General features: G+C 73.0%; 15 protein-coding genes. 6 read left to right on the top strand and 9 right to left on the bottom strand.

The genetic code is table 11. The features are described from left to right. Window positions 1–35: 35 nt before the first annotated feature. The 5 genes from EV567_RS06420 to EV567_RS06400 all read right to left on the bottom strand — a co-directional run bounded on the left by EV567_RS06420 (window position 36) and on the right by EV567_RS06400 (window position 7,431). A complete protein-coding gene (locus EV567_RS06420; RefSeq protein ID WP_242620699.1) occupies window positions 36–2,975 on the bottom strand; it encodes a glycoside hydrolase family 2 TIM barrel-domain containing protein in 2,940 nt (979 codons plus the stop codon). Beyond that, window positions 2,972–3,835 (bottom strand): carbohydrate ABC transporter permease, encoded by an 864-nt coding sequence (locus tag EV567_RS06415; protein ID WP_130437683.1) that lies wholly within the window; start codon window positions 3,833–3,835, stop codon window positions 2,972–2,974. The genes EV567_RS06420 and EV567_RS06415 overlap by 4 nt, the downstream gene beginning before the upstream one ends. A gap of 14 nt (window positions 3,836–3,849) precedes the next feature. After that, window positions 3,850–4,812 carry a carbohydrate ABC transporter permease gene (locus tag EV567_RS06410; RefSeq protein ID WP_130437682.1) on the bottom strand — a complete coding sequence of 321 codons (963 nt, stop codon included), beginning with the start codon at window positions 4,810–4,812 and terminating at the stop codon, window positions 3,850–3,852. Next, window positions 4,812–6,098 (bottom strand): ABC transporter substrate-binding protein, encoded by a 1,287-nt coding sequence (locus EV567_RS06405; RefSeq protein ID WP_130437681.1) that lies wholly within the window; start codon window positions 6,096–6,098, stop codon window positions 4,812–4,814. The genes EV567_RS06410 and EV567_RS06405 overlap by 1 nt, the downstream gene beginning before the upstream one ends. Window positions 6,099–6,411: 313 nt before the next feature. Further along, complete coding sequence (locus EV567_RS06400; RefSeq protein ID WP_130437680.1) at window positions 6,412–7,431, bottom strand: carbohydrate kinase family protein; 1,020 nt, start codon at window positions 7,429–7,431, stop codon at window positions 6,412–6,414. Window positions 7,432–7,580: 149 nt separating this feature from the next. Here EV567_RS06400 and EV567_RS06395 point away from each other — a divergent pair, with 149 nt between their 5' ends. From EV567_RS06395 to EV567_RS06380, 4 genes are all read left to right on the top strand, one after another. Beyond that, window positions 7,581–8,345, top strand: a complete 765-nt coding sequence (locus tag EV567_RS06395; RefSeq protein WP_130438283.1) for a DeoR/GlpR family DNA-binding transcription regulator — start codon at window positions 7,581–7,583, stop codon at window positions 8,343–8,345. After that, entirely contained in the window at window positions 8,342–9,679 is a 1,338-nt protein-coding gene (locus tag EV567_RS06390) for a 6-phospho-beta-glucosidase (RefSeq protein WP_130437679.1), read from the top strand. The genes EV567_RS06395 and EV567_RS06390 overlap by 4 nt, the downstream gene beginning before the upstream one ends. Window positions 9,680–9,750: 71 nt before the next feature. Next, on the top strand, window positions 9,751–12,810 hold the full coding sequence (locus EV567_RS06385) for a glycoside hydrolase family 38 C-terminal domain-containing protein (protein ID WP_130437678.1): 3,060 nt from the start codon (window positions 9,751–9,753) through the stop codon (window positions 12,808–12,810). A 91-nt stretch (window positions 12,811–12,901) separates the two neighbouring features. Further along, a complete protein-coding gene (locus EV567_RS06380; protein ID WP_130437677.1) occupies window positions 12,902–14,152 on the top strand; it encodes an alpha-L-fucosidase in 1,251 nt (416 codons plus the stop codon). Window positions 14,153–14,485: 333 nt separating this feature from the next. Here the strand turns inward: EV567_RS06380 and EV567_RS06375 are convergent, their stop codons facing one another. The 3 genes from EV567_RS06375 to EV567_RS06365 form a co-directional block, all read right to left on the bottom strand. Continuing rightward, on the bottom strand, window positions 14,486–20,047 hold the full coding sequence (locus EV567_RS06375; RefSeq protein WP_130437676.1) for a hypothetical protein: 5,562 nt from the start codon (window positions 20,045–20,047) through the stop codon (window positions 14,486–14,488). Then, on the bottom strand, window positions 20,044–20,457 hold the full coding sequence (locus tag EV567_RS06370) for a hypothetical protein (protein WP_130437675.1): 414 nt from the start codon (window positions 20,455–20,457) through the stop codon (window positions 20,044–20,046). The genes EV567_RS06375 and EV567_RS06370 overlap by 4 nt, the downstream gene beginning before the upstream one ends. A 463-nt stretch (window positions 20,458–20,920) precedes the next feature. After that, window positions 20,921–22,051: an ATP-grasp domain-containing protein gene (locus EV567_RS06365; RefSeq protein ID WP_130437674.1), complete on the bottom strand. Its 1,131-nt coding sequence runs from the start codon at window positions 22,049–22,051 to the stop codon at window positions 20,921–20,923. 365 nt (window positions 22,052–22,416) lie between these two features. Here EV567_RS06365 and EV567_RS06360 point away from each other — a divergent pair, with 365 nt between their 5' ends. Then, window positions 22,417–23,295, top strand: a complete 879-nt coding sequence (locus EV567_RS06360) for a metallophosphoesterase (protein ID WP_130437673.1) — start codon at window positions 22,417–22,419, stop codon at window positions 23,293–23,295. Then, a complete protein-coding gene (locus tag EV567_RS06355; protein WP_130437672.1) occupies window positions 23,292–24,005 on the top strand; it encodes a 4'-phosphopantetheinyl transferase in 714 nt (237 codons plus the stop codon). The genes EV567_RS06360 and EV567_RS06355 overlap by 4 nt, the downstream gene beginning before the upstream one ends. A 28-nt stretch (window positions 24,006–24,033) precedes the next feature. Here the strand turns inward: EV567_RS06355 and EV567_RS06350 are convergent, their stop codons facing one another. After that, entirely contained in the window at window positions 24,034–24,273 is a 240-nt protein-coding gene (locus tag EV567_RS06350; protein WP_130437671.1) for a hypothetical protein, read from the bottom strand. Window positions 24,274–24,344: the final 71 nt, after the last annotated feature.

Genomic DNA, 24,344 nt, shown 5'->3' with positions numbered 1-24,344 from the left:
AGGGAGTCGTGCAGAGGGGGAGTCGGAGGCGGCGGCTACAGGACGCGCAGGGTCCAGCTCCAGCGGTGGACGCCCGGTGCGACGAGGTAGGAGGGGAAGGTGTCGGGGCCGCAGGACGCCGTGCCCAGACCCCGGTGCGCCGCGTCGATGTGCACCACGCAGCCCGCGCGCGGCGTCAGTTCGTCGTGATGGGCGGCCGCCGCCAGCTCCTCGGCGCGGTACCGGGTGACGGACACCTGACGCGGCTCGTCCAGGGTCACCGCGACACCCGTGGCGTCCGGCGCGGACAGCGTGAAGCGCCGCACCCCGTGCCGGCCGCCGCTCTCCTGCGGCCGCAGATAGGGCGTGAACAGCGCGTCCACGGGGACCGAGTGATGGCCCACCGCGGCTCCCGCGCAGCGGTCCGGGTACGACTCCCAGGGGCCCTGACCGAACCACTCCAGCAGGTCCGGTCCCGCGACCGTCTCGAACACCGAACCCACCCGCGCCACGTCGTCGAACTCCTCCGGCAGTTCGGCCTCCTCCTCGACGCGCACCCCGCCCTCGACCGGCGTGAGCACCTGCCGGTGCCGCACCACGCCCGCCGGGCCCGCGTACTCGGCGACCACCGTCACCGACAGACCGTGCCGGCTCACCGAGACCGGCTCGCGCACGAGCGCGTCAAGTCCCCACTCCCGCCAGCGTCGCGCCGCACCGCCCAGTTCGTCGTTGTCGGTCGGGGCCCGCCACAGCGACAGCGTGGGCGCCGCGCTCAGCAGCGGATGCACCAGCAGCCCCTCGTCGTCGACCTCCACGCGCGCCGCCACCGACCGCTCCTCGACCGGCTCGGCCGCGCGCAGCCGCAGCTGCGGCGCGCACACCTCGGTGCCGCACGGCGCCCACGGCAGGTCGTGCGCGGTGCGCACCCGCAGCGTCAGCCACGCCTCGCCGCCGTCCTCCGGCAGCTCGAACGGCTGCGGCACCACCGCCGTACCGCCCGGCCGCAGCGGCGGCAGTTCGGCCGGCGCGGTCAGGGTGCCGCCGTGCTCGAGGGACAGCTCCCACTCGGCCGCGAGCCACTCCAGACCGCGGAAGTGCTGGTGGTTGGAGAGGACCAGGCCCTCGTGTCGCGAGCCCGTCAGCCGCACCGGCGCCGCGAGCTCGCGGTGCTCGTACATCACGGGCTTGGGCGTGCGGTCGGGGAAGACCACGCCGTCCGCGATGAACGCCCCGTCGTGCTCCCGCTCGCCGAAGTCGCCGCCGTAGGCCCAGCGGTAGCCGGGCGCGGCGACACCGTTGTCATAGTGTCCGGCGCCCTCACGGCCGGCCGGTCCCGCGTCGTTCACACGCTGGAGGATTCCGTGGTCCCAGAACTCCCAGATGAACCCGCCCTGAAGACCCGGGGTGGCCTCGATGGCGGCCCAGTGGTCGGCGAGCGTGCCGTTGCTGTTGCCCATCGCGTGGGAGTACTCGCACTGGATGAGCGGCTTGGTCTGCTGCCCCGACAGGGCGTGCGCCAGACAGTCCTCCAGCGGCGCGTACATCGGGCAGGCGATGTCGGAGGCCACGTCCGGGTCCGCCCAGCCGCGCTTGGCGGCCCCCTCGTACTGCACCGGCCGCGTCGGGTCGTGGCGGCGCGCCCAGCCGGCCGCCGCGTCGTGGCCCGCGCCGTAGTCGGACTCGTTGCCCAGCGACCAGACGACGATCGACGGGTGGTTCTTGTCCCGCAGCACCATGCGCGAGACCCGGTCCACGAACGCGTTCAGATAGCGGGGGTCCTCGGCGATCTCGTGGGCGTGGTCGTGGGACTCGATGTCCGCCTCGTCGACGAGGTAGAAGCCGAGTTCGTCGGCGAGGTCGTACAGCGCCGGGTCGTTCGGGTAGTGCGCGGTGCGGATCGCGTTGAAGCCGAACCGCTTGAGCAGCACCAGATCGGCCCGCATGTCGTCGTACGACACCGTGCGCCCGGTCAGCGGATGGAAGTCGTGCCGGTTGACGCCCCGGATGAAGACGCGCTCCCCGTTGATCAGCAGATCCCGTCCGGCGATCTCCACGTCGCGGAAGCCCACCCGGTGCCGGGACACGTCCGCGACCGTGCCGTCCGCGCGGTGCAGCCGGACGGTCAGGCCGTACAGCTCGGGCGTCTCGGCGGTCCACGGGCGTACGTCGGGCACCCGCGCGAGCAGCCGGGCCTCGCCGAGAAAGTCGGAGACGCGCCCGTCCTCGGCGTTGGCCAGGTCGAAAGCGGTGTCCGGCGCGAGCGGCAGCCCGTCCAGCTCCGCGCTGACGTGCCAGCCCACGGGCAGCGCCCCGCGCGCGTCCCGCACCCGGCAGTCCACCCGCAGCTCACCGCCGAGCGACGCCCGCACCGCCACGTCGGCCAGATGCAGCGGGTCGGTCGCGTACAGCAGGACCGAGCGGGTGATCCCGCCGTGCCACCACTGGTCCTGGTCCTCGATGTGCGAGGCGTCCGACCACTTGACGACGGTCAGCCGTACGACGGCCCGCTCCCCGGCGCGCACCACGTCCGTCAGGTCGAACTCGGCGGCCAGGTGGGAGTCCTTGGACAGGCCGACGGGCCGCCCGTCCACGTGCACCAGCAGCACGCTCTCCGCGGCCCCGACCTGGAGCACGATCCGTCGTCCGGCCCAGTCGGCGGGCACGTCGACCTCCCGCTCGTACACGCCCGTCGGATTGCGCTCGGGCGACGCCGGCGGGAACTGCGCGAACGGCATCCGGATGTTCAGGTACTGAGGCAGGTCCGCGGTGCCCTGGAGCGTCCACACGCCGGGGACGGCCGCCGTCGACCACGTGTCGCCGGCCGGCGCGTCCGGAGCGGACAGCAGCTGGAAGCGCCACTCGCCGTCCAGGAGGTGAGCGCCGGCGCGCCGGTCTACGGCGTTCATGGGCAGCCGCCGCCAGGAGGTCGTCTCGGGCGACTCCCAGGGGCGCAGCGCGATCAGCGGATCGGCCGCGGGGGACAGGGGATCGGTCACTTGACGGCTCCCTTGCCGAGGTCCGCGATGATCTGGCGGGCGCCGATCGCGAACACGACGAGCAGCGGGATCAGGGCGAGCAGCGCGCCCGTCATGACCATCCCGTAGTCCGTCGTGCCGTGGGTCCCGTTCAGCTGGGACAGCGCGACCTGGAGGGTGACGTTGTCCGGGTTCGTCAGGGCGATCAGCGGCCAGGCGTAGTCGTTCCACTGGCCCATGAAGGTGAAGATGCCGAGGAAGGCCAGGCCCGGCCGGACGACCGGCAGCGCCACGTGCCAGTACTGGCGCAGGAAGCTCGCGCCGTCGATGCGGGAGGCGTCGAGGAGTTCGTCGTGGATCGCGCCCTTCATGTACTGGCGCATCCAGAAGATGCCGAAGGCGTTCGCGGCGGCCGGCACGATCAGCGCGGTCATCGAGCCGATCCAGCCGATCCTCGCCATGATGACGAACTGCGGGATCGCCGCGAGCTGCGCCGGGACCATGAAGATGAACATCAGCAGCACGAACAGCGTCCGCTTGCCGGGGAAGTCGAACTTGGCGAAGACGAACGCCGCCAGCGAGTCGAAGAGCAGCACCAGGAACGTCACCGACCCCGCCACCAGCAGGGAGTTGGCCATCGAGCCGAAGAAGTCGACCGTGCGGAACAGGCTGCGGACGTTCTCCCCGAAGTGTGAGCCCGGCAGCAGCTTCGGCGGGTAGGAGAAGATCTCCGACGAGGTGTGCGTCGACATGATCACGGCCCAGTAGAACGGGAAGGCCGAGAGCAGCAGTCCGAGGACCAGCACGGTGTGCAGTGCGAGGCCCCGGCGCCGGGAGCCGTGGATCGTCCCGGGCCGCTTCGTGTCGTGGATGGAAGCCATGGCGTCAGACCCTCCTAGTCTTCGCCCCGGCGCTGCACCAGACGCCAGTTGATGATCGAGAAGAGGACGACGACGAGGAAGATGCCCCACGCGACGGCGGCGCCGTAGCCGAAGTCGTTGTTGTCGAAGGTCTGCTGGAAGAAGTAGAGGACCATCGTGCGCCCCGCGTGGTCCGGGCCGCCGGAGAACGTCGAGTCGTTGGCGGTGGTCTGCAGCAGCACCTGCGGTTCGGAGAAGCTCTGCAGGCCGGTCACCGTCGAGACCACCAGCACGAACAACAGCACCGGCCGCATCATCGGCAGCGTGACCCGGAAGAACGTCTGCACCGGACCGGCGCCGTCGATGCGCGCCGCCTCGTACAGCTCGCCCGGGACCGTCTGCAGACCGGCGAGGAAGATGATCGCGTTGTAGCCGGTCCACTGCCAGGTCATCAGCGTGGCGATGGCGACCTTGATGCCCCAGGGGGTGTTCAGCCACGCCACCTGGTCCAGCCCGACCGCCTGCAACAGGGCGTTGACCAGGCCGAAGTTGGTGGAGAAGACCGAGCCGAAGACGATGGCGACCGCCACCACCGAGGTGACGTTGGGAAGGAAGTAGGCGAACCGGTAGACGTTCTTGAACCGGACCGCCGAGTTGAGCATCACGGCCGTCACCATCGCCAGGAAGATCATCGGGAAGGTGGCGAGCGCCCAGATGACGAGGGTGTTCCCGATCGAGCTCCAGAACTCCGAGTCCCCGATCAGGTACCGGTACTGCGACAGGCCGGCCCACTCCATCGAGCCGAGGCCGTCCCAGCGGTGCAGGGAGAGGTAGAGCGAGAACCCGACCGGCACCAGGCCGAAGGCGAGGAACAGCAGATAGAACGGCGAGATCGCGGCGTACAGGTGCCAGTGCTTGCGCAGCGCCGACCGCGGCCGTGCGACGGGCGCCTCCACCACGGCGACCGGGGGCTTCTCCAGTGCGGGGACGGTGGCCATCAGTAGCTCACCCCCAGGTGTTCGGCGATGCGCCGGCATTTGCCCATGGCGTCACTCCAGGCTTTCTTCGGGTCCTTGCCGAGGACGCCGACGTTCTTGATCTCGTCCTTGACCGGCTGCCCGAGCGCCACGTCGTACGGGCTGTTGTAGGCGACCGTGATCTTCTGCGCGGCGGGCCCGAAGACGTCCATCGTCACCTGGCCGCCGAAGAAGGGGTCGGGCTCGCGCAGTTCCGCCATGCCGTACGAGGCCGGGGTGGAGGGGAACAGGCCCGCGTCGACGAAGCCCCGCGCCTGGTTGGCCGGGTCCAGCAGCCAGGTGATGATCCGGAAGGCCTGCTCGGGGTCGCGGCACGCCTTGGTGATCGACAGGAAGGAGCCGCCGTTGTTGGACGGCCGCACCGGCATGTCCGCCACCCGCCACCGGCCGGCCGTCTTCGGCACGCCGTTCTTGAGGTCGCCGGTGGCCCAGGAGGCGCCGAGCTGGCTGGGCAGCTTGCCGGACTCGATCGCCGACAACTGGTCCGGGGTGCCGTTGACGATGTCGGAGACGATGCCGCGCCGCTTGGCCTCCACGGCCAGGTCCCAGGCCCGGCGCACATGCTCCTGGTCGCCGATGAAGCGGCGGTCCTCGTCGACGTACCGTTTGCCGCCCTGCTGCACCGCGTTCTCGAAGACGCTGTTGACGTCGGTGAGCAGACAGGTCCCCGGTATCCGCTTCTTCAGCTGCTCGCCCGCGCCGAAGAACTTCTCCCACGTGTTCAGCTCCGCGGAGACGTCGGCCGGCTCGTGGGGCAGCCCCGCCCTGCGGAAGACGGCGTACTGGTAGTAGTGCGCGACCGGGCCGCAGTCGATGGGGAAGCCGACCATCGTGCCGTCGTCGGCGACACCCTGGTCCCACTTCCACGGCAGGTACCCGCCGCGGTACCGGTCCGCGCCCAGCGTGCGCAGGTCCACGAACTGGCCGGCGTTGGGCAGGTAGGACGCCATGTCCTCGCCCTTCAGCCCCGCGATGTCGGGGATGTGGGCGCGGCCGGCCATCGTGGTGATCAGCTTGGAGCGGTAGTAGCCGCCGATCTGGACGGCCTTCAGGCTCACCTCGCCGCCGTAGCGGGTCTTCGCGTCCTTCACGACGGTGTCGCTCAGACCGCCGCTCCAGTACCACAGGACCATGTCGCGCCCGGTGGAGCCGGCCGGGACGGCGCAGCCGGACGCCAGGCCGCCGAACGCCGTCGCGGCCGCGCCGGCCGCGCCCGCGCGGAGCAGGCCTCTTCGTGAGAGCCGCACAGCTCCCACCGCCTTTCGGATCTCTTCGCTTCTTCGCATGCCTACTGGGGGATCAGTGCTCTCGCCGGGGATCGGCGTTCGCGTGCGCCGGAGACGTCCGGCTCCTTCGCGCGCCCGGGTGACCGGTGCTCTCGCCCGGTCCGGGTGTGTCCGTGCGGTCACGAGTCGTCGGGGGAGGGGTGCTCTCACCCGGTCCCGGTGGTGGGAACCGTGCGGTGGTGTGCCGTCGGGGGAGCGGTGCTCCCGCGGGGCCGCCGTCGGCCGGTGTCCCGCGCCCGTTCACGGCACTCCGTTCCTCGCGCCGGCTCATGGCTCAGCGCCGTGGGTCCGGCGGGGTCACGGGGGCGTGCCGGACGGGCGGGCCGGGGTCGGCCGGCAGCCGGTCCGCGAGGAAGCCGTACGTCCGCTTCAGCGCGGGGTCGGTCAGCGAGCGCCACCACTGGTCCACCCCGTACCAGCCGGGCGCCGCGAGCGCGCCGCCGTGGTGCCGGACGGACAGCCCGGCGGCCAGCACCGCGAACCGCAGCCGCTCCACCAGCGGCCAGCCGCCCAGCGAGGCGGCGACGAAGCTCGCGCCGAAGACGTCCCCCGCGCCCGTGGCGTCCAGCACGTCGACGTCGAGGGCCGGGACCTCCGCGTACTCGCCGGTCGTCTGGTCGACGGCGATCGCGCCGTCCCCGCCCCGCGTCACCACGGCCACCGGGACCAGTTCGCACAGTGTGCCGAGGGCGGCGACGGCGCTGTCGGTGCGGGTGTAGGCCATCGCCTCGGCCTCGTTGGGGAGGAAGGCGTGGCACAGGGCGAGCTGGTCCAGGAGGTCGCGGGACCACTGACGGGTCGGGTCCCAGCCGACGTCGGCGTAGATCAGCGTGCCGTTGGCGGCGGCCTTGCCGAGCCACGCGCGCGGTTCGGCCTCGATGTGCACGAGGGCCGTGCGCGCCTCGGGCGGGTCGGCCATCAGGGCGTCCTGAGAGTACGGCGGCTCCTGGCCGTGGGTGACCAGCGCCCGGTCGTGGCCCTGGGCCAGGGCCACGGTGACGGGGGTGGGCCAGCCGTCGGCCGTGCGGGAGAGCGAGAGGTCGACGCCCTCCTGCCCGGCGAGCACCTCCCGGCAGTGGCCGCCGTAGAAGTCGTCGCCGAAGACGGTGGCCAGCGAGGTCCGCAGGCCGAACCGGGAGGCGGCCACCGCGAGGTTGGCGATGCCGCCGGGGCCGCAGCCCATGCCGGCCGTCCAGACCTCCTCACCCGGAGCGGGGGGCTTCGCCAGCCCCGTGAGGACGAGGTCGTAGAAGAGCAGCCCGGTCAGCAGCACGTCGGGCCGGTCGTCGTCCACGGAAACGTCCTCTCGTCAGGGGGAACGCGGAGGGTTCGTCAAACTTCTTCATTTCGTGACCGGAATCGTGCGCCGCTCCGGGGGATTGGTCAATACCCGAACAGAACTGAGCATGGAAATGATTGAAGATGACGAGTAGTGTCCATGGCGTGCTGGCAGAACGACGACACCAACTCATCCTGCGGGCCCTGCGCTCCGGCGGTCCCGCGGCCGTGACCGATCTCTCCGGGCAGCTCGGTGTGAGCCCCGCCACGATCAGGCGCGACCTGGTCAAACTGGAGGAGGACGGGCTGCTGACGCGGGTGCACGGCGGCGCCGTCGCCGACGAGGGCGACCAGCCCTTCGCCGAGGTCGCCGAGGTGCGGGTGCCCGAGAAGGACGCCATAGCCGCGCACGCCGCGGCGATGGTCCAGGACGGGCAGTCGGTGCTGCTCGACATCGGCACCACCGCCTACCGGCTGGCCCGGCAACTGCACGGCCGCCGGCTCACCGTGATCACCAGCAACCTGGTGGTCTACGAGGAACTCGCCGACGACGAGGGCATCGAGCTGGTGCTGCTCGGCGGCATGGTCCGCCGCGAGTACCGCTCCCTGGTCGGCTTCCTCACCGAGGACAACCTGCGCCAGCTGCACGCCGACTGGCTCTTCCTCGGCACCAGCGGCGTGCGCCCCGGCGGGCAGGTGATGGACACGACGGTGGTCGAGGTGCCGGTGAAGAGAGCCATGATCAAGGCGAGCGACAGAGCCGTGCTGCTCGCCGACGCGGCGAAGTTCCCGGGTACCGGGATGGCGAAGGTCTGCGGTCCCGAGGACCTGGACGCAGTGGTCACGAACGCGCCGGTCGCCCCGGCGACCCGGTCCTCCCTGGAGGAGGCGGGCGTCGAGGTGATCGTGGCAGGAGAGGTGCACGGGTGAGACTGACGATTCTGGGCGGCGGAGGATTCCGGGTGCCGCTGGTGTACGGAGCACTGCTCACGGACCGCGGCGCGGGCCGGGTGAGCGAGGTCGTCCTGCACGACCTCGACGCCGGCCGGCTGGACGCGGTCGCCCGTGTGCTGGCCGAACAGGCGGGCGGCGTGCCCGACGCCCCCGCGGTGACCGCCACCACCGACCTCGACGAGGCCCTGCGCGGCGCCGACTTCGTGTTCTCCGCGATCCGCGTCGGCGGTCTTGAGGGCCGTGCGAACGACGAGCGGGTCGCGCTGGACGAGGGCGTCCTCGGTCAGGAGACCGTCGGCGCGGGCGGCATCGCCTACGGCCTGCGCACGGTCCCGGTCGCCGTCGACATCGCCCGCCGGGTGGCCCGGCTGGCCCCCGACGCCTGGGTCATCAACTTCACCAACCCGGCCGGACTGGTCACCGAGGCCATGTCCCGCCACCTCGGCCACCGTGTGATCGGCATCTGCGACTCGCCGGTCGGCCTCGGCCGCCGCATCGCCCGGGTGCTCGGCGCCGACCCGCGCGAGGCGTGGATCGACTACGTCGGCCTCAACCACCTCGGCTGGGTGCGCGGCCTGCGCGTGGCCGGCCGCGACGAACTGCCGCGCCTGCTCGCCGACCCCGACCTGCTCGGCTCCTTCGAGGAGGGCAAGCTCTTCGGCGCCGACTGGCTGCGGTCGCTCGGCGCGATCCCCAACGAGTACCTGCACTACTACTACTTCAACAGGGAAGCCGTCGACGCCTACAAGGCCGCTGCTCAGACCCGCGGGGCCTTCCTGCGCGACCAGCAGGCCCGGTTCTACGAGGAGACACGCAAGCCCGGCGTCTCCGCCCTCACCGCCTGGGACCGCACCCGCGCCGAGCGCGAGGCCACCTACATGGCAGAGAACCGGGAGACGGCCGGCGCGGGCGAACGCGACGCCGACGACCTGTCCGGCGGCTACGAGAAGGTCGCCCTCGCGCTGATGCGGGCCATCGCCCGCGACGAGCGCACCACGCTGATCCTCAACGTCCGCAACGGCGGCACCCTCTCCGCGCTCGACTCCGAGGCCGTCGTCGAGGTCCCCTGCCTGGTCGACGCCAACGGCGCGCACCCCGTCGCCGCGGACCCGCTGCCCGACCACGCCACCGGCCTGGTCTGCGCGGTCAAGGCGGTCGAACGCGAAGTGCTGAGCGCCGCCGAGTCCGGCGCCCGGGCGACCGCGGTGAAGGCCTTCGCGCTGCACCCGCTCGTCGACTCCGTCAACGTGGCCCGCAGGCTGGTCGAGGGCTACACCCGGGTGCACCCCGGACTCGGGTACCTCAAGTAAGCTCCGCGACCGGAAAGCGCTTTCTCCCGGCCTTTCCCCGCACTCTCCGCTCCCTGTCTGGAGAACCTCTCATGCACGACGAACGCAACCGGATCGAGGAGCGCGCCGAGCGTCTCCACACCCAGCGCATCCAGCCCGCGATCTACGCGGCCACCGTCCCCCTCACCGTGGAGGCCTGGCAGGCGCCGGGGGAGCCCGTCCCCTTCGAGGAGGCGGCGGCCGCCTCGTACGAGCCCTTCACGATGGACACCCCGTGGGGGCCGCCCTGGGGCACTACCTGGTTCCGCATGGCCGGAGAGGTTCCCGCCGAGTGGGCGGGCCGGCGGGTCGAGGCCGTCATCGACCTCGGCTTCACCGGCGACTGGCCCGGCAACCAGGCCGAGGCCCTGGTCCACCTGCCCGACGGCCGGCCCCTCAAGGCGGTCAACCCGCTCAACCAGTACGTGCCGGTCGCCAACCCCGCCGAGGGCGGCGAACGCGTCGACTACCTGGTCGAGGCCGCCTCCAACCCCGACATCCTGGCCGACGACTTCGCACGCCCCACCCCGCTCGGCGACGTCCTCACCGCAGGCGACAAGCCGCTGTACACCTTCCGCCGCGCCGTCCTCGCCGTCCTCGACGAGGAGGTCTGGCACCTCGACCTCGACCTCCAGGTGCTGCGCCAGCTCATGGTCCACCTCGGCGAGCACGAGCCCCGCCGCCACGAGATCCTGCACGCCCTCGACCGCGCCATGGACGCCCTCGACCTGGACGACGTCGCCGGCAGCGCCGCCGACGTCCGCGCCGTCCTCGCGCCCGTCCTCGCCAAGCCCGCCCACGCCAGCGCGCACACCGTCTCCGGCGTCGGCCACGCCCACATCGACTCCGCCTGGCTGTGGCCCATCCGCGAGACCAAGCGCAAGACGTCCCGCACCTTCTCCAACGTGACGTCCCTGGCCGACGAGTACGACGACTTCATCTTCGCCTGCTCCCAGGCCCAGCAGTACGAGTGGGTCCGCGACAACTACCCCCACGTGTGGGCCCGCATCCAGGAGTCCGTGAAGAAGGGCCAGTGGGCCCCGGTCGGCGGCATGTGGGTCGAGGCCGACGGCAACCTGCCCGGCGGCGAGGCCATCGTCCGCCAGCTCGTCCACGGCAAGCGGTTCTTCATCGAGCACTTCGGCATCGAGACCAAGGGCGTCTGGCTGCCGGACTCCTTCGGCTACACCGCCGCCTACCCGCAGCTCGCCAAGCTCGCCGGCAACGACTGGTTCCTCACCCAGAAGATCTCCTGGAACCAGACCAACAAGTTCCCCCACCACACCTTCTGGTGGGAGGGCATCGACGGCACCCGCATCTTCACCCACTTCCCGCCCATCGACACCTACAACGCCCGCTTCGACGGCGTGGAGATGGACCGCGCCGTCCGCAACTACGCCGAGAAGGGCGCCGGCACCCGCTCCCTGGCGCCCTTCGGCTGGGGCGACGGCGGCGGCGGCCCCACCCGCGAGATCATGGAGCGGGCGCGCAGGCTCGCCGACCTGGAAGGCTCGGCCAAGGTCGTCATCGAGCACCCCGACGCGTTCTTCGCCAAGGCCCGCGAGGAGTACCCGGACGCCCCCGTCTGGGTCGGCGAGCTCTACCTGGAGCTGCACCGCGCCACCTACACCTCCCAGGCCCGCACCAAGCAGGGCAACCGCCGCAGCGAACACCGCCTGCGCGAGGCCGAGTTGTGGGCCACGACCGCCGCACTGCACGCGCCGGGCTACACCTACCCCCACGAAGAGCTCGACCGGCTGTGGAAGACGGTCCTGCTGCACCAGTTCCACGACATCCTGCCCGGCTCCTCCATCGCCTGGGTGCACCGCGAGGCCGAGGCCGAGTACGCCCGCGTGGCGGGCGAGGTGGAGGAACTGACCGCGCAGGCGGTCGCCGCGCTCGGCGCCGGCGGCTCCCGCGTGTTCAACACGAGCCCCTTCGACCGCGCCGAGGTGGTCCGCACCGCCGACGGCGCCCGCGCCTACGTCGAGGTCCCGGCCGGCGCCAGCGCCCCGCTCACCGACGACGCCGAGCCGCCGCACCCGGTCGAGGTCACCGGCCACGTCCTCGACAACGGCCTGGTCCGGGTGGAGGTGGCGGCCGACGGCACCCTGTCCTCCGTGACCGACCTGCGGGCGAACCGCGAAGTCCTCGCCGGCCCGGGCAACCTGCTCCGCCTGCACACCGACCTCCCGAACTGCTGGGACGCCTGGGACATCGACAAGCACTACAAGAACCGCTACACCGACCTCCTGGACGCCGACGCGGTGACCGTCGTCGAGGACGACCCGCTGGCCGGCGCGATCCGCGTCACGCGCTCCTTCGGCAAGGGCTCCACGATCACGCAGACGATCAGCCTGCGCGCCGGCAGCGCCCGCATCGACTTCGAGACCGACATCGACTGGCACGAGGTCGAGAAGATCCTCAAGGCTGGCTTCCCCGTCGACGTCCGCGCGGCGCACTCCTCCGCCGAGATCCAGTTCGGCCACGTCCAGCGCCCCACCCACACCAACACCACCTGGGAAGCGGCCCGCTTCGAGGTGCCCGGCCACCGCTGGGTGCACATCGGCGAACCCGGCTACGGCGTCGCCGTCATCAACGACTCCACGTACGGCCACGACGTCTCCCGCACGGTCCGCGAGGACGGCGGCACGACGACCACCGTGGGACTGAGCCTGGTCCGCGCCCCGCGCATCCCCGACCCCGAGGCCGACCAGGGCCGCCACCGCTTCACCTACTCCCTGCTGCCCGGCGCGAGCATCGGCGACGCCGTCGCCGAGGGCTACGCCCTCAACCTCCCGCTGCGCGTGGCGGACGCGGCCGGCGCCCCCGAGCCGGTCGTCTCCGTCAGCGGCGAGGGCGTGACCGTGGAGGCGGTCAAGCTCGCCGACGACGGCTCCGGCGACGTGGTGGTGCGCCTGTACGAGTCCCGGGGCGGCCGCGCGACCGGCGCCCTGCGCACGGGCTTCCCGCTGGCCGGCGCCCAGGTCACCGACCTGCTGGAACGCCCCCTGGAGCCGGCCGACACCGATGAACAGGGCGCTGTAAGCGTGACACTGCGCCCCTTCCAGGTCCTGACGCTCCGTCTGGAGCGCGCCACGGAAGGCCGATAGGGAAGGCCGACCCGGGGGCGGGCGCGCGACCGTGTTCCGCCGCGCGCCCGCCCCCCGTCCGAAGTGCCCCAGTCCGCCGAGGAGTTCCACCATGCCTATGCAACCCTGGTTCACCGACGCCAAGTTGGGGATCTTCGTCCACTGGGGGATCTACGCCGTCGACGGCGTCCAGGAGTCCTGGTCGTTCTACGACGACATCGTGCCGCACGACAGGTACATGTCCCAGCTCGACCGGTTCACCGGCGCCCGCTACGACCCGCGCGCCTGGGCCGACCTGTTCGCCCGCGCGGGAGCCCGCTACGCCGTGCTCACCACCCGCCACCACGACGGCGTGGCCCTGTGGGACACCGCTTTCGGCGATCTCGGCCTCGGCCGCGACTACGTCTCCGGGTACGTCGAAGCCCTGCGCGAGAAGAACCTCAAGGTCGGCTTCTACTACTCGCACTCCGACTGGAACCACCCCGACTACGCCACCACCCGCAAGCCGGGCCGCCCGCCGGAGATGGAGGACAACCGCTACTCCGAATGCCCGGCCGAGGAAGAGGACCTCGACGCCTGGGAGCGGTTCATCGCCTACCGCGACGGCCAGGTCCGCGAACTCGCCTCCCGTCACCGGCCCGACCTGATGTGGTTCGACGGCGAGTGGGACCGCAGCGAGGAGCAGTGGCGCATACCCCGACTCGCCGCGCTCATCCGCTCGTACAACCCTGACGTCGTCCTCAACGCCCGCATGCTCAGCGAGGGCGACTACGCGACCCCTGAGCAGGGCGCCCCCGTCGTGCCGCCGGAGGGCCCCTGGGAACTGTGCCTGACGATCAACGACTCGTGGGGCTACCAGCACCACGACCACAACCACAAGTCGCTCGCCCAGCTCGTCCGCTACTTCACCGAGACCATCGGCGGGGGCGGCAACCTGCTGCTCGACGTCGGCCCGAAGGAGGACGGCACCATCCCGCAGCCGCAGGTCGAGCGGCTTGAAGGCCTGGGGGAGTGGATCGCGAAGCACGCCGACGCCGTGTACGGCACGGTGCGCGGACTGCCCGCCGGGCACCACTACGGACCGAGCACCCTCTCAGCCGACCGCCGCACGCTCTACCTCACCCTGTTCGACGCCCCGCGCGCCGAGATCGGCGTCCGCGGGATCGTCACGCCCGTCCGCAGGGTCACCGTGCTCGGCAGCGGGACGGAGCTGCCCCACCGGGTCGTCGGCGGACTGCACGAGGCGGTGGGCGTGCTGTGGATCGACCCGCCGACGGCCTCCGATCTCGACCCGTACGCCACGGTGCTCGCCGTGGAACTGGACGGCGAACTGGAGCTGTACAGGGGATCGGGCCGCTTCTGACCGCCCCGCCGGACGCGCGGTCGCACACGCTTCGGGCCGGCCGGTCGCTCCCCGTGACAGCGGCCGGCCGGCCCGATCCCCCGTGCCCGGGGATCCCCCGTCGATCCCCGTCCCCCCGTCGGTTCCTGTACTGCGCGGTGCTTCCCCCCGTGCGCGGCGCCTTCCCCCGGTGTCCCCCCGTCGACCGGCCCCGCGCGCTCCGCCAAAGGCCTCGCGGAGGCCCCCGTTGTCCCCCGATCTCCTCCGCGGACCTTCGGCGTCACACCGTTTAGAGCGCGCATCCCGCGCCCTGATACACCCCCGCGGCGAAACTCGGAGAAAAAGTTTCCGCGGTCAGGGCCAGGCGGTGGCGACCCGCTCGACGACGTCGAACAGCCGCTCCGGCGTGTCCGGTCCGCCCAGGGTTGTCAGGACGGGGAGGAGGGCGCCGATCCAGGCGAGCGTCTCGGCGCGGGGCTTGACTTGGCACGCGGTCAACAGGTCTTGCGCGGCGACCAGTTGCAACTGCGGTGGCAGCGGTGTGACCAGCGTGCGAAACGTCTCCCGGTGCCGCGACGCGTCGTCCGGGGCCGGATGGGTGGTCAGCAGCGGGAGCGCCTTGTCGACGACCGCGCCGGGCGGCAGCACGTCCTTGAGCCGGTCGAGCAGCGGAACGCAGACGTGACGGCCGTGGGGTGAATCGGGCACGAGCGCCTCAGCCTGGTCCAGGCCGGCCACGGCCCACCGCTCGGCCTCGGCTCGCGCGCTGCGGCGGGCGGCCTCGGCGAGGAGGAAGGCGCGGTTCTCCCCGTCGAGTGACGGGAGTTCGCCTCGCAGGCGCTCCCAGCTCGCGGTGTCGGCATGGGGAGCCAGTACGCGAAGAGCCCGGTCGCGGTCCGGGTGCGGCGCGCAGTCGAGGACGGCCCGGACGACGCCCGTGAGGTGCGCGCCGTCGGCCGTCGGCGGCAGGAAGGCCGCCGTCCGGCAGAACGCCGCGTCCGGCAGGTGCGCCCGGAGGAAGCCGACCGCGCTCGACGTCTCGCCCAGGATGTGCAGGCGCATCGCCACAGCGCCCAGGGCGAGTTCGGCCTGGTCCGACGGCAGGCGGAGCGCACGTGGTATCAGGGCCAGGAGTTCACCGGCGTCGAGATGCACAAGCGCACGGCTCTCGCGCCACAGCCGTTCCTCCGCCATGACATGTCGGGCGATGGCGGTCCGCTGCTCGGGCGACACGTCGGTGAGTTCGGCGAGCAGGGCGGCGGCGAACTCGGCGGGCTGAAGAGAGGGGAGTGCTTCCAGCAACTCGTCCACCAGCGGACCGCGTTCGGCCGCCGGCACCCGTCCGGTCAGCGTCAGCAGCACATCGAGGTACGCCGACGGCGTGTCGTCTGCCGGTCGCCGCCCGACGAGCGCGTGTGCCTCGGGGATCAGCGCCTCGGGCAACGACGGCACGGCCCCGCAGAACGCGGCGGCCCAGCCGTGCCCCAGCGAAGGCGTCGCGAGGTGATCCAACGCGAGTCGGGCGTGTCCGTGGCCGGCCATCAGCCGGAACGCGGTGCGCAGCACACGGCCGTCGGAGGGGCGTCGCGCCTCCCAGTGGGCGACCGCTCGCACGAGCAGGTCCTCACGGTCCGCGGAGCCCAACTGCGGTGCCAGCGCTTCCAGTACGTCCTCGCTCTCCAGCGCCGCCGTCGGCGCGCGCAGGCAGGCGCTCAGGCAGCGTGCGAGCAGTCGAGGTCTGCGCGTCGCGGTCGCCTGCCGAGCCGTCTCCGCCATCGAGGTGAGCACCGTTTCCTCGTCCCCGATGTGCTGGACCTGCCTCAGTGCCTCGCGCAGCATCTCGCGAGCCGCCTCGTGCTCGGCGCGCTGTGACAGCCCCAACAGGAAGGCCGTCCTGAGCCTCCAGGGCAGCCGGAGGAGGCGGTCGTGCAGCAGCCCGGCCCGGCCGGACTCCGCGAGCCGGGCGTCCAGAGCGGCGACGGTCCACTCATGGGTGGACCACGTCCGCACGACGTGCTCCACCGCCTCGTCCAGGTCGTCGTCGGGGAGGAACGGCAGCAGAGAATCCACCCGCCCCCCGTCCACGAAGAGCCCGCTCGGGGTCTCGTCCGCGCGGTGCAGCAGGCGGGCGACAGCCGCGTCCTGCTGCGCGTCGGGCAGCAGGCGCAGCAGGCTCAGGATGGCGGATGCATGATCGTCGGTCGTCCGGGGCTCGGCCTCCAGTTCCGCCCACAACTCCTGGGCCGCCTCCTGTCTGCGGGGCGTCGGCAAAGCGGCGACGATCCAGGCGGCGGCGCGCCCCCGGTCGTGTTGACGGGTTTGAGGGGCGTCCCCGTCGCGGAGGCGGTCGAACAAATCCTCGGCCAGGTCCGCCGGCAGAGCCTGGGCCAGCCGCTCGGCGAGCTCAGCGTCGTGAATCCGCCGCGCCAGAAGGCCGAGCCAGTCCAGGGCCCCGGTGAGAGCCTCGCCCCGCACGTGGGGCAGCACTTCTGCCGCCGCTTCGGCGGTGGGTCCGACGAATGTGCCGAGCGCTGCCCTCATCAGGACTTCGAGGGACTCCTCGGGCTGACCGGTGTCCAGCAGGCGGCGGGCCAGGGCGTGGGTGACCAGGGACGCGGAGAGACCGGAGGGGATGCGCCCGACAGCGGCCCGCACGCGCGGGAGCGTCCCGGCCGGCGCTCTGCCCACCAGCGCGGCCAGCGCTTCCGGCAGTGCGTCGCCGGGCGACAAGTACCGGTCCAGCACGGCTTCGACGTCCGCGTCGGAGCCGTGCGCGACGACGGCCTCGACGAACCGGAGCTGGATCTTCACGCTCCGAGTGTGGTCGGTAACCATGGTCAGGGCCGTCTTCATGTGGCCGGCCCGGACCAGCCCGACCAGGGCCCCCTCCTGCTGCTCCTCGTCGGCCGACGAGCCCGCCCCGACGCTCCGGGCCTTGGCGAGCAGCCCGGACGGCAGCGGCGTACCCGGGGTGCGACGCGCCAGGAGCAGCGCGAACGCCGTGCCCCCGAGCGCCGGGCCGTCCCGGGCGAGCAGCGCCGCGCACGCCGGGTCGACGACCTCGGAGGGCAGATCGGCCGTCAGCCGCCGGACACGCGAGACCAGCCACCACAGCTCCGCGCCCCCGGCGAGCCGCTCCACGTGCCGCGCCAGATCCCGCAGGCACGACGCGGGCAACAGCCCGCAGTGAGGCAGCAGCAGCCAGGGCCGCTCCGCCGGCTCCGCCACCCGGGCGGCCACGGCCAAGGCGTCCCGCACCCGTCCGCGGCGCAGATGGACGGCGGTGAGCGAGCCCAGCGCGGTGGTGGAGTCTTCCGAGGCGGCCGCCGTCGCGACCAGGCCGGGCAGGACGGAGTCGGGCAGCGCGTCCCCCTCCTGCACCAGGACGGCGAGCCAGTGCGCTTCGCTGCCTGAGGCGCGGGCCTCGTCGAGAGCGCGCAGGGCGTACCGGGCGCGATGGCCGGAGTGCTGCTCGCTGTCCGCCGCGGCGAGGAACGCCTTGCACCGCATGAGGTGGAACGGCAGCAGCTCGACGGCGGCCAGCAGCCGCTCGCGCGGTTCGCCCCGCACATGCGGGAGGACGCCCGCTACGGCGTCCGTGCGAGGCCAGGGGCGGGGCAGTGCCGTCACCGCGTCGACGAGACGGCCGTGCAGACGGTCGGGGAGCCAGGGGCCGAGGGCGACCAGCGCGTCGGCCCGATCGGCAGACCGCACAGGTCCGTCCGTCCCGCCGGTGTCGAACGCGATGGCGCGGGCGAAGGCTTGCGACGCCTCCTCGACGGCCGCTCGGGACGCCGTCTCGCCGGCCTCCGGCAACCGCGTCCGGAAGCGGAAGCCGAACGGGAACCCCTCGCCGTCGGACAGCCGGCGCTCCAGCGCACGCCGGCGGTCCTCGGTCAGATAGGGGGCGCAGCCCGCCAGCAGGAGGGTGTCACCGCTATGGCGGCCCGTGACATCGAGGGTGTTCTCGAAGTCGGCGAGGATCTCGATGTGTTCCTCCAGCCATCGGCGCACTTCCCGGCGCAACGCGTCGTCCACGTGGGGAGCGAGCCGAGGGAGGACCGTCCGGAGAACAGGGCCGTGCCGGTGGCGGCGCGCGACCTCCCACGCCTCGGGGGCGGCCCCCAGCCGTGCCGCCCACGGCAGCACGTCCCCGAGCAGCGCCTCCCGGCCGAAGGCCTTTTCTCCCACCGCCGCCGCGATCGCCTCCCCGCACACCTCGCGCCGCTGCCCCTCGGGCAGCCGTTCGGCGACTGAGAGCAGTGCTCGCGACCGGGCGTCGGGGTCGGGCAGCCGCCGGGCGTGCGCCAGCGCCTGCGCCGCGCTCCACAGGCCCCGCTCCACCAGCGCGGACAGCAGCGCGGGCGAGAGATTGCGGGACTGGTCCACGACGCTGTTCTCCGTCAGGACGCACCGGACTTCCTCCGCGAGATACGGCGCCGCCCGCCCCTCGGCGACCGCACGCCCGTTCGCCTCGCCGAGCGTCCGCCGGCACGCCCGTACGTCCGCGAGGAAACCGCTGTCGGTCCCCTCGACGTGCTGCCAGGCTTGCCGCCACCGCTCGTGCACCAGCGGGAGCCGGTCCTCGGGGCCCGCGGCGATCCGGTCCAGATGGGCGGACAGGTACTGCACGACGTACGGCGAGACCTCGGCCGGTGCCAGACCTCCCTCGCCCAGTTCACGGGCGAGCGCCAGACCGTAGGCGGCGAACCGCCGGTCCAGTCGCCGGGACTCGGCCGCGCCGAGGTGCCGTTCGGCCCAGTACTCGCCGAGCCGGGAGTGCGCGAGGGCGTACGTCCGGCCGTCGCCGAGGAGGAAACGGGTGAGCGGGACCAGCGCGGACGCGACCGCGTGCGGCGGCGACTGCGGGTCGAGGCCGGTCAGGTCGTCGCGGTCGAGCGGCCCGGCGGCGCGGGAGAACAGCGCCATCAGCGCGCCCACCCGGCGCTCCACCTCCAGGGCCTCGAAGGCGCCGTACCAGTCCCGCCACTGGTGCCGTTGCTCCGCCCACCACCGGTCGAAGTAGCCGGCGAGCCCCGGCGGGGTGGCCGCGAGCCCGGTGAGGTCCTCGGGCCGGCCGTCGCGCAGATAGAGCGACAGCAGCAGCGGGTCGCCGCCGCTCAGCCGGTGCAACTGGCCTGCCGGACCGGGTGCCTCGGCACCCACGAGACGCAGGACGTCGTCCTCGGTCAGTCCCGCCAGCGGCAGCGAGGCCGCGCGGCCCGGGCCGTCCAGGCCCAGCGTGCGCAGCCAGTCCCCGCCGGTCGGCGCGGCGGCGGTCGTGCGGGCCGAGACGACCACCCGCAGCCCCGGCGGCGGGGCCGCGGGGAGCAGATCCGCCCCCGCCTCCCAGTCGGCGGCCTCGTCCAGGCCGTCCAGGACGACCAGCAGCCGGCGTCCGTCCGGCAGGGGACGCGCCAGGTAGTCGGCGACCACCCCGCGCCACACCTCGGCCGGGGCGTGGGAGTCCAAGGGGGCCTCGTCACCGTGGAGTCCGGCGAGGCGCGCGGCCAGCGCGGGGAAGAACACACCGGCGAGGTTGGTCCGGTAGCGGATGCTCGCGGGGACGAACGCCACCGCCTCGCCCCGGTCCAGCAGGGCCCGCGACCAGCGCACCAGCAGCGCCGACTTGCCCTGCCCCGCCGCAGCGCACAGCAGTAGGCAGGGCGGGGCGCCGGGGTCGGCCAGCCACGCGTCGAGCAGTCCCGTCTCCCGCTGCCTGCCGCCGAACGGCACCGGCCGCCCCGGGGTCCCCAGGTACTCCACGAGGAAGTTGCCGACGCGCTGCGCGTAGTCCGTGGGCAGCCGGGTGATGCCGCCCAGGAAGTGCTGGTGGACGACGTTCCCGTCCCCGACGACCAGCCCCCGTACGTCGCCGGCGGTGACCGCGGTCCGGGCCGGGCCCGGCGCCGTCATTCCCCGCGCGGCGGGGTGCCGAAGTGCATGGTGACCTGCTGCCGGTCGCCCTGGGCCAGGCCGTGTACGTCGCCGACGACCTGGAGGCCGTACTTCTGCACCACGCGGGTCACGGCGCCGGCCCGGACTAGGGCGGCGGCCGCGTCGAGGACCTCGGGATCCCCGGCCGCGCCCGTCCTCGTCAACTGGGCGTCCAGAGCGTCGCGCACGGCGGGGTCCAGGGGGTCGGCCTCGTAGCGGGCCAGGGCGGCTTCGGCCTCCCGGTCGCCGCCGAAACGGCCCCCGAGCGCCGTGCGCAGCCGGTCGTACGCGCCCCGCGCCGCCGTGCTCGCGGACTCCCGCACCCCGTCGACCGCGCCCCCGGCCGCCCCCGCGGCCAGCGCCGCGAGGATCATGGACACCGGTTCCATGCCGCCCCCGTTCCTCGGCCCGCCCCACCGCCGGACCCCATCGGACGCACCAGCGTAGACCTCGGGGTCGGCCGCGCGGGACAGTTCCGGCAGACGGACAGGAAACGGCCCACGCGGGCGAAACGGCTGTGCCGGCGTGACGTGGACGTTCGACGTTGGGCGTGGGCGCGGACGTGGTTCCCGGATGTGGCCGGGGGCGCCGCGCCGTCGGCGTGCGCACCCGGCGCGCCGGCCGACGCAGGGCGTGAGGTCGCCGTCGTGCGCCACCGCCGTCCCGCCGTGCGCCTCACACCGCTGCCGTGCCCGGCGGTGTCACCGGCAGTCCCGTGACCGGCGGCGTCACCGCATCCCGTGCCGCGCGGTGTCACCGGCAGTCCCGTGACCGGCGGCGTCACCGCATCCCGTGCCGCGCGGTGCCACCGGCAGCCCGTGCCCTGTGTCGCCGGTCGGCGGCCTCTTCGTTCTACGCCGTCGCCGGGGCGGCCACGGCGGTGAGGTCGGGCTGGGGTGCGGGGGCCGGGACCGCCGGGAGCAAGGTCTCCGTCTCCTCCGCGCGCTGGTGCGGAAGCGACACCGCGCGCAGCGGACGCGGCCCCGAGACCACCGTGTAGTCCTGGCCGAGGAACGGCGGGACGATCTCCCCGGGGTCCTCGCCGAGCGCCAGCTGCACGGCCGCCCAGGGCGCGTTCACCCCACACAGCGACAGCTGATGGAGTCCACCGGCGGGACGCGTGTTGACGTCCATGAGAACCGGCTGCTCGCCCAGCATCCGGAACTGGATGTTGGACAGGTAGTGCAGCCCGAAGCCCTCGGCGATCAGCCGGGCCGGCTCCAGCCACTGGTCCTGAAGGGTGAATCCGCGACGACGGCCGTTCTTTGTGCGGCCGATGGCCATCCGGACCAGGTTGTCCGGACCGGTGAGGCAGTCCACCGACACCTCGGGCTGCTCCAGGCGCGGCATCACCAGCCAGTCGACCCGCTCCTCGGCCTCCTCCAGCGCCGCCACGACCGTGTCGAGCTGGACGTAGGAGCTGGGGAACCCGTTCAGCTGCTCCAGGGAGAAGGCCGACCGGGTGATCACGCGGAAGCCCACACCGCCGGCGCCGGACGCCGGCTTGAAGCACGCCCGGTGCCCGCCGTCCTCCAACTCCTCGACAGCGGCGACGAGTTCGTCCGCCGTCCGGACCCGCCACCAAGGCGGCACCGGCACGCCGACCGCCTGGACCGCCTCGTAGGCGACCACCTTGTCGTGGAAGACGGCGACGCCCTCGGGCGTCGGAGCCAGCAGCGCCGTGCCGACCGCCTCGAAGTCGGCGCGGTGGGCGACGATCTCGGCCTGGTGCAGCCGGGGGACGAACACGTCGATGCCCCGCCGCGCGCACTGGTCGAGCGCGAACTCGACGTATCCGGCCGGGGACAGGCCCTCCGGCTCCAGGTCGGCGGTGTCGGCCGCCGCCAGGACGGGAGAGTCGGCGTCGGCGTGCGTGGCGTGGATCTCGACGGCGCGGTCCTTCGGATTTCGCCGCAGCTGATCCATGAAGAACACGTTCTCCGCGTACGTGCGGTTGAGCCATACGCGTACGCGAGAGACCATGCAGGCCGCCTTTCAGGGTTCGCGGGCAGGGCGAAGCAGGCCCGTGCCCGGGCAGGGGGAATGGAGGGACACCAAACCGCCCTGCTCTGAGGCGGGTTCGAGGCGGTGGTGTTGGGGGGATCATACGGCTTCCGGCGGGTGCCGCGTGCAACGCGCATGTTACGGATTTTCCGATCTTGTTCATGGCGGGTGCGGGAGCGGGTAAGGATGGGACGCCGTGCGTTCATCACGTCGTGCGGTCTTCGCATCGTGCGGTCACCACACCGTGTGTTGTTCACGCCGTGCCGTGTTCGCATCGCGTGGCCTTCACACCGTGCGGTCTGCCGCGGGTGCGGCGCACAGGGCGAGCGGAGCGGGGGCGCGAGGTGACGTCGAGAGCCGGGGAAGCGGGTGGCGTCCCGGGAGCCGGACGGCTGCTGGCCGTCAGCGATCTGCACATCGGCTATCCCGAGAACCGCGCCCTCGTCGAGCGCATGGCCCCGGACACCGACGAGGACTGGCTGCTCGTCGCCGGCGACGTCTCGGAGAGCGTGGCGGATGTCCGCTGGGCGCTGGAAACACTCGCGGGCCGTTTCCGCAGGGTCCTCTGGGCGCCCGGCAACCACGAGCTGTGGACCCACCCCAAGGACGCCGTCACCCTGCGGGGCGTCGCCCGCTACGAGCACCTGGTCGAGATCTGCCGTGAGCTCGGCGTGACGACCCCCGAGGACCCCTACCCGGTATGGGAGGGCCCCGGCGGCCCGGTCGCGGTCGCCCCGCTGTTCCTCCTGTACGACTACTCGTTCCTGCCGGCCGGCTGCGCCACCAAGGAGGAGGGCCTGGCGTACGCGCACGGCACCGGCGTCGTCTGCAACGACGAGTACCTGCTGCACCCCGACCCGTACCCGACCCGCGAGGCCTGGTGCCGGGCCCGCGTCGCCGAGACCGAACGCCGCCTCGCCGGCCTCCCGCCCGACCTGCCCACCGTCCTCGTCAACCACTACCCGCTGGACCGGCACCCCACCGACGTCCTGTGGTACCCCGAGTTCGCCATGTGGTGCGGCACCCGGCTGACAGCCGACTGGCACCGCCGGTTCCGCGTCGAGACCATGGTCTACGGCCATCTGCACATCCCCCGTACCACCTGGCACGACGGCGTCCGCTTCGAGGAGGTGTCCGTGGGCTACCCCCGCGAGTGGCGCGAGCGCCCGACGCCCCCCGGCCGGCTGCGCCGCATCCTGCCGCGAGAGGACGACACCGCGTGATCGACAAGCTGCTCCCCGAGGCCGTCGTGGTGGAGGCGTACGACGAGGAGGACGCCCGCGAGCTCGGTGACGCGCCGCTGCACCCCGAGGAGGAGGTCTTCGTGGCGCGCGCCGTCCTCAAACGCCGCCGCGAGTTCGCCCTCGTACGTTCCTGCGCCCGGCGCGCCATGGAGAAGCTCGGCGTCCCCGCGCAGCCGGTGCTGCCCGGCGAGCGCGGTGCGCCCCGGTGGCCGGACGGGCTGACCGGCAGCATGACCCACTGCGAGGGCTACGGCGCGGCGGCCCTGGCCAGGACGGCGGAGCTGGCCTCGCTCGGCATCGACGCCGAACCGCACGAGCCGCTGCCCGAGGACGTGCTGCCCGCCGTCGCCCTGCCGGCGGAGACCGAGCGGCTTCGCCGGCTGGCCGCGGAGCACCCCGAGATCTGCTGGGACCGGCTGCTGTTCAGCGCCAAGGAGTCCGTCTACAAGGCGTGGTTCCCCCTCACCCGGAAGTGGCTGGACTTCAGCGAGGCCGACATCGACGTCCACCCCGGCACCGCGGCCGGCGCGGCCACGGTGACGGCCGCTCAGGGGACCTTCCGCGCCCGGCTCCTCGTCCCGGGCCCGCTCGTCGGCGGACGGCGGCTCACGCACTTCGACGGCCGCTGGACGGTGGAGCGGGGGCTGACGGCGACGGCGGTCGCGGTGCCGCCCGCCGCGATCCGGTAGCCGCGCGCGTCAGGCGTGCGCAACCGGCTCACGGCCCGGAACACCAGTGGTGGAGCAGCCGGAAGAACTCCTCCTCGTTGCCCGCCAGCCCGGCCTCGGCCAGAGCCTGTTCCGCCTCGGCCAGGACGGCGGGCGGCACCACCGGCGGGCGGCGGGCGTACGGCGCGCCGGTGGTCTCCTCGCCGAAGGCGGCCCGCACGGTGTGCAGCAGCCGCAGGTAGGCCTGGACGGCGGTGCGCTCGCGGTCGGTCAGTACGGCAGTGGGCATCGGTCGGCTCTCCCCGGGTCGGCGTCGTCTCCGCCGCGCCTGACGGCGCGTACGCCACCGTGCGGCGGCGC

This window comes from Streptomyces sp. BK239, from assembly GCF_004217285.1.
Lineage (GTDB): Bacteria > Actinomycetota > Actinomycetes > Streptomycetales > Streptomycetaceae > Streptomyces.
The sequence above is the reverse complement of the archived record's forward strand: the minus strand, read 5'-3'. Positions and strand labels throughout refer to the sequence as shown.

What these genes read in the sequence shown, in the direction of transcription:
- EV567_RS06415 (WP_130437683.1), bottom strand. Translation starts at nt 3,835, where the DNA reads ATGGCTTCCATCCACGACACGAAGCGGCCCGGGACGATCCACGGCTCC.
- EV567_RS06410 (WP_130437682.1), bottom strand. Translation starts at nt 4,812, where the DNA reads ATGGCCACCGTCCCCGCACTGGAGAAGCCCCCGGTCGCCGTGGTGGAG.
- EV567_RS06385 (WP_130437678.1), top strand. Translation starts at nt 9,751, where the DNA reads ATGCACGACGAACGCAACCGGATCGAGGAGCGCGCCGAGCGTCTCCAC.
- EV567_RS06380 (WP_130437677.1), top strand. Translation starts at nt 12,902, where the DNA reads ATGCCTATGCAACCCTGGTTCACCGACGCCAAGTTGGGGATCTTCGTC.
- EV567_RS06375 (WP_130437676.1), bottom strand. Translation starts at nt 20,047, where the DNA reads ATGACGGCGCCGGGCCCGGCCCGGACCGCGGTCACCGCCGGCGACGTA.
- EV567_RS06370 (WP_130437675.1), bottom strand. Translation starts at nt 20,457, where the DNA reads ATGGAACCGGTGTCCATGATCCTCGCGGCGCTGGCCGCGGGGGCGGCC.
- EV567_RS06365 (WP_130437674.1), bottom strand. Translation starts at nt 22,051, where the DNA reads ATGGTCTCTCGCGTACGCGTATGGCTCAACCGCACGTACGCGGAGAAC.
- EV567_RS06350 (WP_130437671.1), bottom strand. Translation starts at nt 24,273, where the DNA reads ATGCCCACTGCCGTACTGACCGACCGCGAGCGCACCGCCGTCCAGGCC.